Genomic DNA, 15,726 nt, shown 5'->3' with positions numbered 1-15,726 from the left:
TCCTCCCCGGCAATAATCAGCGGACGCGCGTACGCACAATCTCAAAGCCGCCCTTGATGGGGCGTGATTCGAGGCCGGTTCCATTCAGCATCGCTTGGAGGGCCTCTTCTGGCACCATCGTCCCGACAACCGGTTTTGAACGCTTGCCGCGCGCAAGCTTGGTGCCCGATATCGGACAGCGGGTCGCTAGGCGCAGCTTCTCGATCGACCTGTCAAGTCGGTCGCCAGGGATGGCGATGGCGATTGGCTCATTCTGACAATTGTACTTAAATTCCTGCGCGTTAGCACCACTTGTCGTGACGGCGAGGATTGGAACAAGCATCGAAAGCATTATAGTTCGCATCTAGCTTCCTCGTTTCACCGGCCACATTTGCCGGGTTAATGTGGGCATCTCAAAACGACTATTATTCGATGTAGTTCATTTGCATGAACCTCCAATGACTTTTTTGGGCGCGCGGGCGGAATTGAGTCAGGATCTGGTGGTGGCGGAATGATCATGCCGGGGAAGCTGCTGGCGAGCTGGTTGTAGCGCGTGGCGGCGGCACGGTTTCTATTCAGGTCGTCGAACATGCGCTTGATCCGGTTGCGCTGCTTATGGAGCGCGCGATCACGCTTGATCTCAACCCGACGTTTTGAACAACCATGTATAACGGGTTTGATTTTCCATTTCGCGAAGTCGGCACGGTTTGCCGTTGGCGTCGTTGGCTTCGTCGACAAGCAGAGCTGCTGGCAGGACGATCAGGGCATCGTATGCTTCACAATCGGCCGCCTCTCCGGCCGTAGGTGAAAGGCAGACGGTCGTCCGAAGGCATCAGTCATGCAGTGAAGCTTACCGGTCAACCCGCTCTGCGCGCGGCCAGCAGTGCGTCGATGAGCTCCCCTGCCCCGCCTGCTGACCAGACATAGGCGCGAGCGGTAATGCCGTCGATGCTGTAGTGGCCGCTGTCTGCCATGATCTCGGCCAGTCCTTTAGGGTGCACCACTCCGCGCGGTGAGACCGCCTGCCTCTGAAAGGCAGCGTTGAGTCAATCAATCTGTGCTGCGTCAGATTATCAAGGAATGAGGCAAGGATGGTTGGAACTCTGTTCTTGCGTTGGCGGGATTTGGCTTCTCCGCTTTCACGGTCAACCGACTCTACGTCGGCGTCGGCACACACCATATTAACGTGAATGGCGTGACGTACCCTCCGATCCTCAACCCCGATCGAATATTGGATCGTAATTGTGCTGACCATGGCTGTGTTCGGATTATGCTTCGGCCTCCTGATCACCTGAGCCGGTACCATGATGCTCGTTTGGTAAACGATCTCACGCTGCCTGTGTGGTGAAGCTGGCGTATGGTCGGCGCGTCATGGACCGAAGCCAAGCCGAACGCCTAGGGATAGAACGGCGAAATTGCCTGACCGGGTAGTTATTGTGCGTGTTGCCGAACCATCGATCCAAAGTCGCGGTGCGACACGTACGGAGGCCGATGAACCTAGCACAAACCAGCCATCGGCGACGCTCGTCGTGGTGGTGCCGCCCATTGCCCCGGCGGCAAGTAGGGTGGCGCCGTTCGTCGTCTGAACGCGACTGACCGACAGGCCGGCAAGATGCTGGTTCGCACCACCGAAATACCGATCGACGCGCACTGTAGCGCTCCCTGTCCAAGCTCGCTCGCTCGTCTCATAATCGACCGGGCCTAGCGAGGTCAGCGACGAGCGCAGTGCCCGGTTGGTGCTGAATTGGAGTGAGGCGCTGGGTGTCAGGTAAAGGCGCGGGGAGAGTGCGACGAAGCGGCCGCCGTTCAAGGCGGCGCCATATACCCCACTGCCCTGCCCTATCTGGCTCGCCCTCGTGCCAAGCGGTGTCGTCACGCCACCGTAGCGCTGGCGACCCCCTGAAACATATCCATCAACGAACCAACTGCCGAATGTCCCCCCGGCACCAAGAGACGCGATTGCGTAGGTAGAGGGCAGAACCGCGTCGACTTGGCGTACCACGCTGCGAAAGCCAGTCACCGCTGCCCGCAGATAGCCGCGGCCGATCTTGCGGCTGAGACCGGCAACTACATAGGGTTGCGCTGTATCCCCATCGCGCGTGATGACGCCTGACGTTAGCGTCGCGATCCAGTCAGATGGCACCTGCTGCGCGCTTGGCGCCACGAACGTGCCAGGCGTCTCGTCCGACAGCGCGCCGCTATCCTGCGCAGTTGCAGGAATGGTCCATACGCCGATTAGGGCGTTGAAAGTCACGATCACGGACAGGCCGGGTCGGGTGAGTGATGCCTTCACGCGACGCGGCGATCGTCGCTGAACGCCAGCGGAAGCGTCACGCGGGCGGTAAATCCCTCCGGAGAGCGGAACAGAGCAACGTCGCCACCATGTGCACGAGCGATCGAGCGGCATACGGCCAAACCGAGGCCGCTGCCTTCGCGCCCCGACTGGCGTGCAGCCTCGCTGCGATAGAACGGCTCGAAGATCCGTTCGAGTTCGCTGTCCGGCACCCCCGGACCATCGTCGATGATCTCTGCCACGGCACAGGCGTTCTCGACGTGCAGCGCAACTCGGGCATGTCCGCCGCCATATTTAAGGGCATTGGTCAGGAGGTTGTTGAGGACGCGTCGTATGCCCAGCGGGTCGACATCGACGATGGCGCTATCGACGCGGCCGGCCTCCACACCGCCAAGCAACGTCGCGTCCTCGATCACGTCATCGACGATCTCGGCCAGATCGCGCCGTTCTCGCGCGGCAGGGGTCGATGCATCGCGCATGAAGGTGATGACGGAGGTTATCATCTCCTCCATCTCCACCACTTCCGCTCGCAGATCGTCCTGCTGGTCTTCAGGGACATCCTCGATGCGGAACCGAAGCCGCGTCAGGGGTGTGCGAAGATCATGGCTGATCGCGCCAATCATCGCTGTGCGATCGTCGACGAAGCTCCGCAACCGGCTCTGCATCTGGTTGAAGGCATGGGCGGCACGTCCGATCTCCGCCGGGCCGTCGAGCGGCAGCACGGCCGCGCCCGGATCGCGCCCAAGCACATCGGCGGCATGGGCAAAGTCGTTCAGTGGGCCGACGACACGGCGCGCGAACGCCCACGCGATCGGCGCTACCGCCAGCAACGATAGCAAGAACCACAAAGCGACCCGCCGTTGCCACGCATTCGGGAAACCTTCCGCGCGCGGGCTGACCACCGCCCAGCGCCCATCCGCCAGTCTGAAACCGGCGATGAAATCACCTTCCACGAAAGGTGCGGGAGCCAAGCCGAACAGGCTGGTCCTCGGTCGTTGGATCGGGACGGGGCGACCCATGGGTGAAGGGGCGGCGTTGAGCGCGCCCGTGGCCGGCGCCGCGTCGCCAACGCCGGTGTCAGTTGGATTACCCGACATGACAGGCGACGCTACGGCTTCCGCCGGTATAGCGGGCGCGATCGCGCCTGGATCGCGGGCCGCCTGAACTTCGGCCGGCGGCACGGACCCTCTTGGTGCTTCATTCGCCGGTCTGCGTTCCGGCAACGGCAGGGCCGGTAGCGGCAGCCGGACCGCGGCAGGCGGCTGCTGCGGTAGAATGGCTCCCGGGAATCCGCCCGGTGCCGCTGACGGGCCGCCCGGTGTTGGCTGCGCGCCGTTGGCCGGGAGCGAAGGCACGGGACTGCCCGGACCGCCTTGCGCATTGATGACGGATCCAGGCTGTGACAGCGCCCCTTCCGACGGGGTGGGTGCCTGTACCGGCAGCTGCGGCTGAGGTTGCGCGTTCGGCTGCGCTGGGGGCAAAGGCGAGGAGGGCTGCGGCTGCGCGCGTGGTGGCTGGGGCAAGGATTGCGGGAAACCGCCCCCGGGAAGCCCTGCACCCGGAAACCCGCCACCAGGAGGTCCGCCACCCGGAAAGCCGCCTCCGGGAGGACCGCCGGGCATTTGCTGCAGCATTGCCGTGTGCATGAACCCTGCGGGAGGCCCCACCTCAAAGACTGCCGGCATCGCAAAGGCAGGCGCGGCCATGCTCTCATCGGCATAGGCGCTCGCCACAGTTGGCTGAAGGTCACGTTCCTGCCGGTTGGCAGACGTGAAGGACATGTCCCGGGTGGTGTCCCGACGCGACCCGGTTTGTGGCGGGCGCGCGCGTTCGGCATCCGAAGGCAGCTCCTTCGGTGTGGCGACCGGATCGACCGACCCGCCCACAGGCAGTTGCGTGTAGAAGCCGAGCGCCACCTGCGCGACCGGGCGCTTCAGCAGTCCCGCAAGCTTGGCCCGAGACGTCTCTGACACGAACCAGCCGCGAGCCGACAGGTCCGGAGGCCCCGACTGAACGAGCCGATCGAAGCGGCCGTCGTGAGCGTCTGCGCTGCGCAAGGCGGTCGCTATGTCCGCCAGCGCATACTCCCGCGGCGGAGCCGGCGGGATCACGAGCGTCAGCAGCAGCGTGGCAAGCTGGGCAACGATCAACGCACCGATAACGAGCCCGATGAATTGGACGATCAACGGCGGGCCGGAAAGTCTTCCGAGTCCTTGTTCAGCTCTTCGCCGATCCTTGCCTCTACGCATTGTCACGCTGCCAACGCTATCAGCGGTCGCCCGGCGCTTCCAGCCGTGAAAGTGCTGGTGAACTTTCCACGTCGGCCATCTCCCGCCGGAACGCCTTCAGACCCTTTCCCAGATCACCCATGCTGTTGGCGATCCGACCACCACCGAACAGCAACGCCATGGCAGCAAGCACCACCAGCCAATGCACCATGCTCATCGAACCCATGTCACGTCTCCTTCTTTTGCAATAATGGTCGAAGAGGATCTTGCCTCCTCAAAGGTCTTGCGCGCGCGCGACCGCGGCAATGCCGCGCCGGCCGCCTTGCCGATCGAGTTGAACCACCACGTCGATCACGGACCTGGCGTAGGCGAGCGTGTCCGTCCGGCTGAGCCCGAGGCCCGCCTGCATCACCATCAGCGCGAGTTGGTCGAGCGCTCCACTCGGGCTGTTGGCGTGGATGGTCGAGAACGAACCCGGATGACCGGTGTTGATCGCCCGCAGGAAGCTTACCGCCTCACCGCCTCTCAACTCGCCCAACACGATCCGGTCCGGCCGAAGCCGCAAGGACGCCTGGAGGAGATCATCGGTGGTCACCTTGGCTTCGCCGGTTTCGCCTTTCACGCCAAGCAGGCCGACCGCATTGCCGCCGCCCAAGCGAATTTCGGGCGTGTCCTCGACCACAACAACGCGCTCCCCGACGGGCACCTCGCGCAATAGCGCGTTCAGGAAGGTGGTCTTGCCCGACGACGTGCCGCCGCTGATCAGTACGGTGCGACGCGCTTGGACGCAGAAGCGCAGGAACTCGATCGGATCGGTCTGCGGATCGGGCTCGATCATCGCGAGCACTGATGCGCCCGGGGCGCGCGCATAGGCATCGAGCGTGGTTTCGATGAGCCGATGCCGGCGCATCGCCATCGCCCAATGCCCGCGCGTCGCCGGCGGCCCCGCGAACTGGACACGCGTGCCGTCCGGGAGTGTCGCGGCCAGCAACGGCCGTTCGCGGTTGATGCCCTGATGGCTGACGCGGGCGACCTGTTCGGCAAGACGCCGGATCAACCGGTCGTCGATCGCCGGCACGGTCTGACGGCGCATGATGCCGTCCGCTTCGACCCAGACCTCGCCCGGACCGTTGACGAGGATTTCCGAAACGCTCTTGTCGCCGAGCCACGCGGCGAACGGCGCGAGGTACGCCGATAGATACACATCCGTCGTGCTCCGAAGCGGCAGTACCTCAGCCACGATCGGCTGCTGGTGGATGCGATGCTGTGCGGCCTGATTCATGGCTGGATGCTCCCGGCAATGGTTGAGAAGTTGAGGTCCCGCGCCGTGAACACACGGATCGGCTGACCCTGACGGATGCGGATCGTGGGCGGAATCTGCGCATCACGCTGCGCCGCGACCGAGGCCGCGCTACTGCCGCCGGATAGCACCAGCGAGGTGCCGCCGGTGACAAGTGCACCGAGCCCGCCGATCACCGACAGGAGACCCGCTGCTCCGAAGCGCTTCATGAAGTGGCTGTTGACCTCGCCGGTCAGGCCGGACGCGCCCGAATACTCGATCGCCGGCGAGGCGAGCTGGACCGTGACCCCATCCGGGCGGATCAGCCGCGTCCACATGACGTAGGCGCGGGTCTGCCCCGCGGCGAGGCCGCTCTTGTACTGGCCAATCAGCCTGGACGATCGCGGCACCAGAACCCGACTGCCGTCGAACGAGCGGACGTCGGAGCTGACCACCGCGCGGGCGTATCCCGGAAGATCGCTGTCGATCGCCGTCTCGAGCACGGCGGGGATCAACGTGCCCTGGGTCACCGTGTTGGCCGGGTCCACAATGCGGGTCGCGCTGGCCACGTCGGTACCGGCATCCCCCATGCGACTGGCGAAGGACTCGTTCTCCGACAGAGGCTGCGGTGCCGACACCTTGGCGGGTGCGCCCGCGATCGGGGCGGACGGAGCGGACGTGGCAATCTCCGGTGCGCCTGACGTGTCCCAGACCATGACCGGCGCGTGTGCGGTATCAACCGCGTTGTGCGGTACGGTTGCCGTCTGCGGCGCTTGCGCGATGGCCGTTTCCTGTGCGGGCGTCAGCGGCACGACGGGCGCCGGTCCGGGCGTTAGCGGCACCGCAGCCTTGACTGGTGGGACCGTGCGGGCGGGCGGCGCCTTCACCTGCGGCTCAGGTCCTGCCATCGACCAGAAGGTGATGCCGCCCAAGAGCAATGCCGTGGCGGCACCGGCAGCCAGGCCGGCACGATCCCGTTTGGCGACACGGGTCGCCACGATCGGGAAGGCATTGCGGCTCGCCTCGACCAGCGCGTTGTCATCGAGCGAGCGGCGAGGATCGTCCTGATGGCTCAACGGGATCAGCCCGGTCGACCGGGTCAGCGTATCGGTGGTCATATCAGCGCTCCGCGATCTGCGTGCCGGGCTGGGACGATGCGGCCGGCTTTGGTCGCGATGGCGAAAGGGTCAGCGCAGCTCTGCCCGAGCGCAACACGACGCTGGACGGCACACCCTCGACAACGATGTAGTCGCCGCGCACCGCGAAGTTGGTAGGGCCTTCGCTGCCGTCGGGGCCGATCGTCAGCACCGCCGGCACCGCTCGCTCACGTGGCCAGGACAGGTAGAGCGAGGCGCCGTCGTCAAAGCTGCGTTCCGGCATCAGCGTTTTGTCGCCCTTGGCACCCCATGCGAAGTTGAGCTTCAGCGGCGCGGGGGAGGCTGCGGTTTCGAGAACCGCGGCCGTAAGCGCCGGCTTCTCCTCGACCGGTTGGGGCGGGGGCGGGGGCGGTGGCGGCGCCGGATAGTGGAAGCGCAGCAGATAGGTAGACGGCGCCCGCGGGCTCGCCACCAGCTCGAACAGGTAGGTGCGCCGATCGGTCACGACCGTCATGTTGGTGCGGGCGAGCGCGGTGACCGGCTTGATGAAGAGGAGATTGGCGCGCTTGTTGGGCGTGACCTGCCATCGTGCCGAGTCGCCGATCGCGATATTCTCGATCCGCTCGCCTTCCTCGAAAGCGATGGTGGATTGAAGGTTCGTCCGCCCCTCGAACCGGACGACGCGCGTGTCATCGTAGAAGCGGTTGACGATACGGGCGTCGGAGGCGAGTGCCGGGACCGATGTACTAACAGCAAGCGCGAACAGGATCGATTTCATGCCTGTGCTCCCTCGTCGAGGCGGGTGCGCCTCTCGTGATCTGATGCTGCTTTTTCCTGTCCTGCTTTGTCCCCGGAATTGCTGGCCGGCGGAAATGTTGTGTCTGGTTGCCCGCCAGGATGCCGGTGCGTGGCCGATGCGTGAGCGCCCCCGCACTTGGAAAAGGCGGAGGCGTCATGTCGCCGGCCGGCCGAAGCGGCTGGTCAGCGGGCGCGGGAGGCTCCGCCCATTGCTCTTCCGAGCGCCGCGGCGCGGGCCCGCGGCGCGGTTGCCAGTGGAAAGGGGGTGACGTTCCCGGCTTGGGCAGTGGGCAACCCCGCCAGGCGCTGACGATCGCGCACCACATGCTCCTCGTGCACGGTCGCAGCCGGCCCCGCGAGCGGCCGGGGCGAGGCCGCAGCGGCAATCGCGCGGATGCGGTCATCGCCAGTCGCCATCGGCGCACGGCCCGTAGCAGGGACGAAAACGGTGGGACTGGACGCTACGGTCGTGCCCGCGCCTGCATCACGGGTGACCCGAGCGGGTTCCCCTGCCCCACTTCCCGGCCGCCAGCCCGCGACGAGCTGGCTCGCGACCTTGAGTACCATTGCCATGAGCGTGCAGTAAATCGCCGCACCCAAGAACACGGTCGCTGCTTGCTGCATGGTCGGCTCGGCGCCTAGATTCTCCGCAATGGGAGTCAGGATAACGATCGCACCCCCGCCGATCAGGACGGCGAACAGCGGCACCACCGCGAACAGGATCGCCGCTTTCAGCCATCCCTCGAACAGCCCACGTGTGCCCCGGAAGATCGCGAGCACCAGAAACGCCGGGCCGAGCGCCAACAGCGCCCCGAGCGCGATCCGCGCGGTGATGAGCACACCCGCAGTGCCGAGCAGCAGGAGCATGGTCGCCGCCCACAGGACGTCGGCAGGCTGCCAACCCTTGGCGTCCGCGCCGGCTGCGTTCTGCGCTGCCTGTGCAGCTTCGGCGACCGCCCCGAACAAACGGTCAAGGCGGTCGGCGAACAGCGTTGTCGCCGAGCCATGCGTGCCGAGCAGCAGTCCCGCTACCTGGTCAGGCGCACCGACCAACAGGTTCCAGACGACACTCTGATAGGCGGCCCACGACGTGGCGAACGTCAGCGCTGCACCCAGCGTCAGCATGCGTGGGGTCAAGCCCGACACGCCGATCCGGGCACGGCCGGTCAGCAGCCCGACTGCGGTCCACGCGACATACAGCGTCAGGATCAGCGTGAGGACCGGGAGGAGGCCGCCGTGATGACCGAACAGCCGCTCGAACGCGTGCGCCGTTCCCTGCGCGGTCTGGCAGTCGATGCTGCGCAGCGCCGCACCGATGCCATCGGGGCCGTCCGCCCCGAACGATCTGCACCCGTTCATTCCGCGGCCTCCATGTACCAAGGGCTGTCATCGCTCGTCGCAGGGCCGCCAGGCCATGCCGCGCCGGTCAGCAGCGGATACCAGTGCGCCGGATCGTCGCCGACATGCGCCCGGATCGAATCCAGTCGCCTGACGCTTGCCTCGCGACCCGACAGGACCGCCAGCATCTCGCCTGTACCCGACAGATCGAGCCGGACGACGACCGAGTGGTTGGCGTGCCGCACCAGGAAGCAGCGGCTTTCGGCCGGCAGCGCCCGGATCAGCGCCAGCTCGTGCTCGGTCAGTCCGAAGCCGGTGCAGTAATCCTCCGCCTTCGCCTTGGCGTTGGGCATGAAGATCATGGTCGCGGTCTGCTCGACGATCGCCGACGCGATGCTGCTACCCAGCGCGTCACCGGCCGATTGCGTGGCAAAACCGACCAGCGCATTGCGTTTGCGGAGCGTCTTCAGCCAGTCGCGGATCCGCCCCGCAAACACGGGATCGTCGAGCGCCTTCCAACCTTCGTCGATCAGGATCATGGTCGGCTCGCCGTCCAATCGCTCGTCGATCCGGTGGAACAGGTACATCATGGCCGGCGTGCGCAGGCGCGGGCTGTCCAGCAGCTGGGTCATGTCGAAGCCCAGCGTGCGCGCGTCGAGATGCAGCCGGTCGACGGCATTGTCGAACAGCCAGGCGTTCTCGCCCGATCCGATCCAGGGCTGGAGCCGATGGACAAGGTCGCCAGCTTCCGGGCGGCGTGTGCCGCCCAGTAGCTCTCCCAGATGACGCAGCCGTCGGAACGCCGGATCATGGTCGTAGGCGGCAGCAACAGCGCTCGCGATCATCGCCAGTTCCTCCGCACCGTCGGCCTGCAGCAGCACGGCCAGCCATTCCCTCAGAAACGCCTGATTAGCGGGCGTATCCGGGAGGGCGAGCGGGTTCATGCCGGTCGGCTCGCCAGGCGTCAGCCGGGAATAATGCCCGCCGATCGCGCGCAGGAAGATCTCGGCTCCACGGTCCTTGTCGAAGAAGACCAGCCGGGGGCCGAACCGCTGCGCCTGCGCGGCCAGGAAGTTCAGCGCCACCGTCTTGCCCGACCCCGACGGACCGATGACGGTAAAGTTCCCGAGATCACCCCCGCTCTCCTTGGCGTGGAAGTTGAAGAAATACGGCGTGGCGCTGGTGGTCTCCAGCACGCTGACTGCATCGCCCCAATGGTTGCCGGACGCCCGACCGCCAGGAAAGCCATGCAGCGACAGAAACCCGGCCGCATTGGCGGTCGAGATAAGCGAACGGCGCACGACATAGGCTTCATTGCCCGGAAACTGGCCCCAGAAAGCGGGTTCCATTCCCGTATCCTCGCGGACCGCGACCGCGCCCATGTCGGCAAGCGCTGCGCCGGCCTGCGCCGCCGCACGCTCCAGCTCACCCAGCGTTTCAGCGCGAACCAGCACCGACAGGTGATGATCGCCGAAGCCGACCTGTCCGGCACCGAGGCCGTCGCGGGCGGCCATCATCTCGCTGCGTTCGGCGGCCGCTTCCGCATCGGCCGACTTGAGCCGCCGGATGGCGAGGTCGATGCGCTCGCGCGCGACCTGACGATCGGCGGGTGCGAAGCTCTCCGTCAGGATCAACTCGTGCGGCAACCGCAGCAGGTTGTCGATCAGTCCGGCACGGGTGGCATCCGGATACTCCTTGACCGACAGCATACCGGCGAAACGACGGCCACCGGACAGTCGCGTCTCGATTGCGTCGACGCCGAAGCTGATCCGGGCATAGGGGATGTGGTGGCCGCAATCGGTGGCGTCAGGCGGCGTCAGCACCGGCCGGGTCTCGCCATTGTAGAGCGCCGAGAGCAATTCGAGCGGCTCCGAGCAGCGGCCGACGGCACCATCATAGCCGCCCAGCACCCGCGCGCTATAGGCGGACAGGCCCGCGACGAGCGCGGTGACCGCGGCATCCAGCTCACGGACGGTGGCCGGGTCGATCTCCCCGCGGCCGTTCAAACGGCGCGACAGCTTCTCGGCCCAGCCCGTCTTTCCGCGCGCCGGGCGCCGCAGCACGGTCAGATACTGATCGTTGACATAGAGCCTCCGCGCAGCGCGTGCGGCATCCCAGCGTCGGCCCAGTTCGCGCGAGAAGGGGTCCTCGCCCGCATCGGCCAACGTCGCCTCGACCTGACGGCGGACGACATGGTGATAGATGACGAAGCGGGCATCCAGCGCACTTCTCAGCATCGTCTCCCGAACGGCGAGCATGTGATCAAGCTGTTCTGACTCTTCGGTCTCGAAGGCGATTCCCGGCACCGCGATGACCTGCATGACGCCGCCGTCGCGCAGTGTCAGCGTCTCCTCGTCGAGCAGGCGAGCATAGGGCAACCGGTCGCCGGCCTTGGCTTCGCGTGGACCCCATGCGGCGGGGCCGATCCACTTGCGCATGACATATCCCCTTTAGGGTTCGTAGGAGTTGCAGCCCCACCGCTTCCAGTTGCGGACCCGGGGGGTACGGCTGACCTTGGTCAGCCACAGATCGAAGACACGCGGCTCGCGCAGGCACACGAGATAGCCGACCCCGTGTACGACCAGCGCGATCGGCAGGGCCAAGAAGCTACCCGTCACCAGGAACGCCTCCGTCGTCACCGCCATGTTAACGATGAAGAAGGAAAAGGTGACGCCGCCGAACATCTGCGGTCTGGTAAGCGCCCGGAACACGGGCGCGCGGGACAGGCCGGCCATTGTCAGCCCGCCATGCCCGCGGTCGACTGGATGCCGGCGACGATCGCGGCCGAGCCGAACAGGACGAAGCAACCGACGATGACGGTTGCACCGAACCGCCAGTTGAGACGACCGGTCAGCATCATGAACCCGACCATGGCGACCGCGATCACCGCAACGGTGGTGGCGACATGACCAAGCAGCGTGCCCTGCAGCCAGCCGAGCGCCGCGACGATCGGACCGGACCCTTGCGGATCGGCTCCGGCGACCTGCGCGAAGGCGGCAGTTGGCGACAAGGCGGCCAGCATGGCCGAGACGGCGATCAGATGCTTTTTCATGATCATTTCTCCGAGATGTTGGACAGGCGAGTGAGGATCGCGGCGACGTAGGCGCGCGTCTCAGCGATGGGGGGGATGCCACCGGCGCGAAGCACGCGGCTGGGTCCGGCATTGTAGGCGGCAAGCGCACGCTCGACGTCGCCATCGAAGCGATCGAGCTGCTGGCGAAGGTATCGCGCGCCGCCTTCGATCGCGGCGATCGGATCGCGCGGATCGACGCCAAGGGTACGCGCGGTGCCGGGCATGAGCTGGGTGAGGCCTTGAGCGCCGACACGCGACACGGCGGCCGCCCTCCAGCGGCTCTCTTGCCAGATCAGGGCTTCAAGAAGAGCGGGGCTGATCCCCTGCGCAGCCGACACCCGATGCACGGTTGCGGCATAGGCCGCGGGAATGGCAGGCATCTCCGGCATCGCTGTTGCCGGGTCGGGCCAGGACAAGTTGGACGCGTCATCCGCATCCCAACTGACGACGCCAGCGCCGGCACGGGTCTGGATTGAGCCGTCATCGGCGATCTGCATCACCTGCGCATGGGCTTGGGTGACATACAGCAGCGTCGCGGTGACGAGAAATCCTGCCAAGGCGATAAAGACGGGATGGTCGAAACGGATTTTCATGTCGGTTACTCCAGAACCGACGTGATCGAACCTTTCCGTTGCCCGCAAATGTCCCGGGGTTTTCCGCAACCATCGGAAGGGAATCTTTGCCACGGACATATTCGGGACACGTCCCCGAAAGGCGGGGCTGGCAATCGGACGCCATGCTCGCCAATGTAATCCACATGGACCTCGCCACCCGTATCCTTATCGTCGATGACGATGACGGCATCCGGAAGCTGATCTCCTCCTTTCTGGAGAAGAATGGCTTCCTGACGTCAGTCGCCAGCGATCCCGTTGCGATGCGCGCCTCGATGGCGAAGCAACGCCCTGATCTGATCGTGCTCGATGTTATGATGCCAGGCGAGGATGGGCTGACGGCTTTGCGCGGGCTTCAGGCGCCTGGTGCACCGCCCGTCATCATGTTGTCGGCCGTCGGCAGCGATATCGACCGGATCATCGGGCTGGAGATCGGCGCCGAGGATTATCTCGCCAAGCCGTGCAATCCGCGCGAGCTGCTGGCGCGGATCCGCACCGTGCTCCGGCGCCGTGGAAGAGAGACGGAGACCGCTTCCACCGCCGCGTCCGTCCCGACCGCGATGACAATCGTTGCCGAACCGATCGGTGAGGGTCGTCCCCTCCTCCGGTTCAACCAATGGTCACTCGATCCAGAGGGATTTTCGCTCTACGCGCCCGATGGTGCAACCGTCCCGCTGACCGAAGGCGAGTTCCAGATCATGCGCGCGCTCGTCGAGCATCCGCGCCGCGTCCTGACGCGCGATCAGTTGATTGAATATGCCCGCGGCGGCGATAGTGACAGTTTTGATCGTGCCGTCGACGTCCAGGTTAGCCGTATCCGGCGCAAGCTTGCGGCCAAAGACGGGCAAGAACTGATCCGCACCGTCCGGAACGAGGGCTATATGTTCACGGCGTCGGTGGTCAGGCGGTAGACACGTTTGCCAAAGGGCAGTTCAGCAATAGCCGAACCGTTTCGAAAAAAATTTCTCGGCAATGTCGCCACTATCGCGACATGCCCTCCCTCGAAATTCTTCCGATAAAGCTCGACCGAATGGCGGATCGGGCGATCCCGCTCGGACCAGCCGTCTCTGTCGGATCGGCGACATACGTGGTCGACGTCATGCTTACGGTGGATGTGGCGGTACCGCTTTCTGAACCGCCGACCGAGATGACCGATCAGGTCGCCGCCCCGGACCGCCCGGATTGAGTCAGGGCGCTCGCGGCGCAGCCAGCGAGTATGGCGGTCATGCTGGCGGACGCCAGAAAGTATAGCGCGCGGCGACACTTCCACTACCTGCTCGCCATCGACCTTCAGGCCATAAACCAGCCTGCGGTCATGGTCGTCATCCTCGTCATGACGGCTCGTCGCTGGTCGTCTGAGTTAGAGCGGTTTCCGACCGATCTGCGCCATCGTGACGGAGCCGATTATGGTTCAGGGCAAGAAGCGAGGAGCGGAGCGATGCCGGGGCATCGTGACCGACGAGCGACGTGGCCCTGGGCTAAAAATCGGCCCGCCCCGAAGGGGTTGCATCAGGAAGGCCGCTGGACGTCGTCGCGACGCTCGCAGGGGCAGACCAGCCCCTGCTTCGCGCCGCTCCTAGCCAGCAGCCTTCCTGATGCAATCACGATGACGCAGATCGGTCGGAAACCGCTCTAGTCGCCTACACGAGGTCAGTGAAGCGGGTCTGAGGCGACGCGGCGACCATGTTTTCCGGCTATGTCCCTGTTGTTTGCGGCATTGTTTAAGCAAATGGAGACCCCGGACAGGCATGCGCCTGCCCGGGATCAGCACCGCTGCAGAGGAAAGTCGCCGTGCTTGTAAGCCCCGGCTGGGGGCACGTTGGCCGGGGCAGCTTGGCGACAGAGGGCGCCACGCATCTCGTCAAAGCCGATTAAACCGCGATACCGATAACTGCGGTGGCGACATATCCCGCGCTCGGACTGCCGGTCATGGTCGGTGTCTGCTGCGCGATCTGGGCGGCGGTGTTGTCGCCGAACACGTTGTCACTGGAAATCGTCACCTGCGCGAGATTGCGTGCACTCGTCGGATAAAGCGACGTATCCGCAAACACGGTGTTGCATTCGGCCAGCGGCATCGCGAGTTGCGATGTCAGTACCGCATATTTGCCGCTGATCGCGTTGCTAAGGCTCGAAAACACCTCGAAGTGCATATGGGGGTAGCGACCCGAATAGGCGGCGGGGAAGATGGTGGTGAAGGTGACCTGCCCGTTCGCATCCGTCACCTGAACACCGCGCAGGTAGCTCTCGGTCGGGACGGAATAAAGCGAGTAAAGCCCGTTGCGGTCGCAATGCCAGAGATAGACCGCGTAGCCCGCCAGCGGCGCACAGGTCGCGTTCACGTTCACAACGGTGAGTGTGATCTTAACGAGCACGCCGGTCGCTACCGTAGTCGAGCTGATGAAACTCGGTCGGATATCGCTGCGCACAATCCCGCTAACCGTCAGCGCGTTCGAGGTGGAACCGCTCGCCGAGTTGGTACCGTCGGCCGGATAGGGGCCAGCCGTCTCCGTCGGATCGGCGATGCAGCCGCTCGACGTGGTCGTTGTCGTCGTGGTGGTCGAAGTCGGGGTCGGGGTGGCCGTCGTCGTGGTCGTGGTGGTCGATCCGGTTACGGTGCTGACCGAGCTGGTGTCGCTGTCTGATCCACTGCCACCGCCGCAGCCCGCAACGAGCGCGGCAGTGCCTGCACCAGCGAACCACTGCAACGCTCGCCGCCGTGCGATGAGGGCGTTGAAGCGCGGCAGGTCCTCCGCCATGCCATGGCCGTGGTCGCTGTGATCGTCGTGGTGGTGGGTCATCATAGCCTCCTGTGATCCGATGCCCCTAGTTTTGCGGCGTCGTTTTTCTCCGAAATTGCCGAGCGCCGGAAATGTTATGTCCCGGGCGATCGCGTCAATCGGCGGGTAAGCCAACGGCTACGCTGGTATGGCCTTGAATGGTCCATCCTCCCCTTCGGCTACGTCGATCCGAAGAATGTCGAGCCGCCATGCGGGACATATTCGGGACATTCGCCCGAAAAGGCAGCCGCGC

14 protein-coding genes are annotated in these 15,726 nt (G+C 65.2%); 1 reads left to right on the top strand and 13 read right to left on the bottom strand.

From position 1 onward, the window contains the following. Positions 1–16: 16 nt before the first annotated feature. The 12 genes from GQR91_RS00555 to GQR91_RS00495 form a co-directional block, all read right to left on the bottom strand. Complete coding sequence (locus tag GQR91_RS00555) at positions 17–331, bottom strand: STN domain-containing protein (protein ID WP_149682425.1); 315 nt, start codon at positions 329–331, stop codon at positions 17–19. A 1,017-nt stretch (positions 332–1,348) separates the two neighbouring features. After that, positions 1,349–2,272: an autotransporter outer membrane beta-barrel domain-containing protein gene (locus GQR91_RS00545; protein ID WP_149682427.1), complete on the bottom strand. Its 924-nt coding sequence runs from the start codon at positions 2,270–2,272 to the stop codon at positions 1,349–1,351. Further along, positions 2,269–4,458, bottom strand: a complete 2,190-nt coding sequence (locus GQR91_RS00540; RefSeq protein WP_235904022.1) for an ATP-binding protein — start codon at positions 4,456–4,458, stop codon at positions 2,269–2,271. The genes GQR91_RS00545 and GQR91_RS00540 overlap by 4 nt, the downstream gene beginning before the upstream one ends. 82 nt (positions 4,459–4,540) lie before the next feature. Further along, positions 4,541–4,726: a twin-arginine translocase TatA/TatE family subunit gene (locus GQR91_RS00535; protein WP_149682429.1), complete on the bottom strand. Its 186-nt coding sequence runs from the start codon at positions 4,724–4,726 to the stop codon at positions 4,541–4,543. 48 nt (positions 4,727–4,774) lie between these two features. Continuing rightward, a complete protein-coding gene (gene virB11, locus GQR91_RS00530; RefSeq protein ID WP_149682430.1) occupies positions 4,775–5,782 on the bottom strand; it encodes a P-type DNA transfer ATPase VirB11 in 1,008 nt (335 codons plus the stop codon). Continuing rightward, the gene (locus tag GQR91_RS00525; protein ID WP_149682431.1) at positions 5,779–6,897 is read right to left on the bottom strand and encodes a TrbI/VirB10 family protein; all 1,119 of its coding nucleotides are present in this window, start codon (positions 6,895–6,897) and stop codon (positions 5,779–5,781) included. The genes virB11 and GQR91_RS00525 overlap by 4 nt, the downstream gene beginning before the upstream one ends. 1 nt (position 6,898) lies before the next feature. Further along, positions 6,899–7,654 (bottom strand): TrbG/VirB9 family P-type conjugative transfer protein, encoded by a 756-nt coding sequence (locus GQR91_RS00520; protein ID WP_149682432.1) that lies wholly within the window; start codon positions 7,652–7,654, stop codon positions 6,899–6,901. Positions 7,655–7,857: 203 nt separating this feature from the next. Then, positions 7,858–9,033: a TrbL/VirB6 family protein gene (locus GQR91_RS00515; RefSeq protein ID WP_149682433.1), complete on the bottom strand. Its 1,176-nt coding sequence runs from the start codon at positions 9,031–9,033 to the stop codon at positions 7,858–7,860. Beyond that, positions 9,030–11,450, bottom strand: coding sequence for a VirB4 family type IV secretion/conjugal transfer ATPase (locus tag GQR91_RS00510; protein WP_149682434.1), 2,421 nt, complete (start codon positions 11,448–11,450; stop codon positions 9,030–9,032). Before GQR91_RS00510 ends, GQR91_RS00515 begins: the two co-directional genes overlap by 4 nt. Positions 11,451–11,462: 12 nt before the next feature. Continuing rightward, on the bottom strand, positions 11,463–11,747 hold the full coding sequence (locus tag GQR91_RS00505; RefSeq protein ID WP_149682435.1) for a VirB3 family type IV secretion system protein: 285 nt from the start codon (positions 11,745–11,747) through the stop codon (positions 11,463–11,465). Positions 11,748–11,749: 2 nt separating this feature from the next. Then, positions 11,750–12,064, bottom strand: a complete 315-nt coding sequence (locus GQR91_RS00500; protein WP_149682436.1) for a TrbC/VirB2 family type IV secretion system protein — start codon at positions 12,062–12,064, stop codon at positions 11,750–11,752. 2 nt (positions 12,065–12,066) lie between these two features. Continuing rightward, positions 12,067–12,678: a lytic transglycosylase domain-containing protein gene (locus GQR91_RS00495; RefSeq protein ID WP_235904023.1), complete on the bottom strand. Its 612-nt coding sequence runs from the start codon at positions 12,676–12,678 to the stop codon at positions 12,067–12,069. A gap of 164 nt (positions 12,679–12,842) precedes the next feature. Here GQR91_RS00495 and GQR91_RS00490 point away from each other — a divergent pair, with 164 nt between their 5' ends. Further along, on the top strand, positions 12,843–13,607 hold the full coding sequence (locus GQR91_RS00490) for a response regulator (protein WP_174236643.1): 765 nt from the start codon (positions 12,843–12,845) through the stop codon (positions 13,605–13,607). Positions 13,608–14,567: 960 nt separating this feature from the next. On the opposite strand, the gene GQR91_RS00485 is transcribed toward GQR91_RS00490, so the two are convergent. Continuing rightward, on the bottom strand, positions 14,568–15,497 hold the full coding sequence (locus tag GQR91_RS00485; protein ID WP_235904024.1) for a dioxygenase family protein: 930 nt from the start codon (positions 15,495–15,497) through the stop codon (positions 14,568–14,570). Positions 15,498–15,726 lie beyond the last annotated feature (229 nt).

The sequence above is a fragment of the Sphingomonas carotinifaciens genome (genome assembly GCF_009789535.1).
Lineage (GTDB): Bacteria > Pseudomonadota > Alphaproteobacteria > Sphingomonadales > Sphingomonadaceae > Sphingomonas > Sphingomonas carotinifaciens.
Note: the sequence above shows the minus strand (reverse complement) of the source record. Positions and strands in the feature narration are given on the sequence as shown.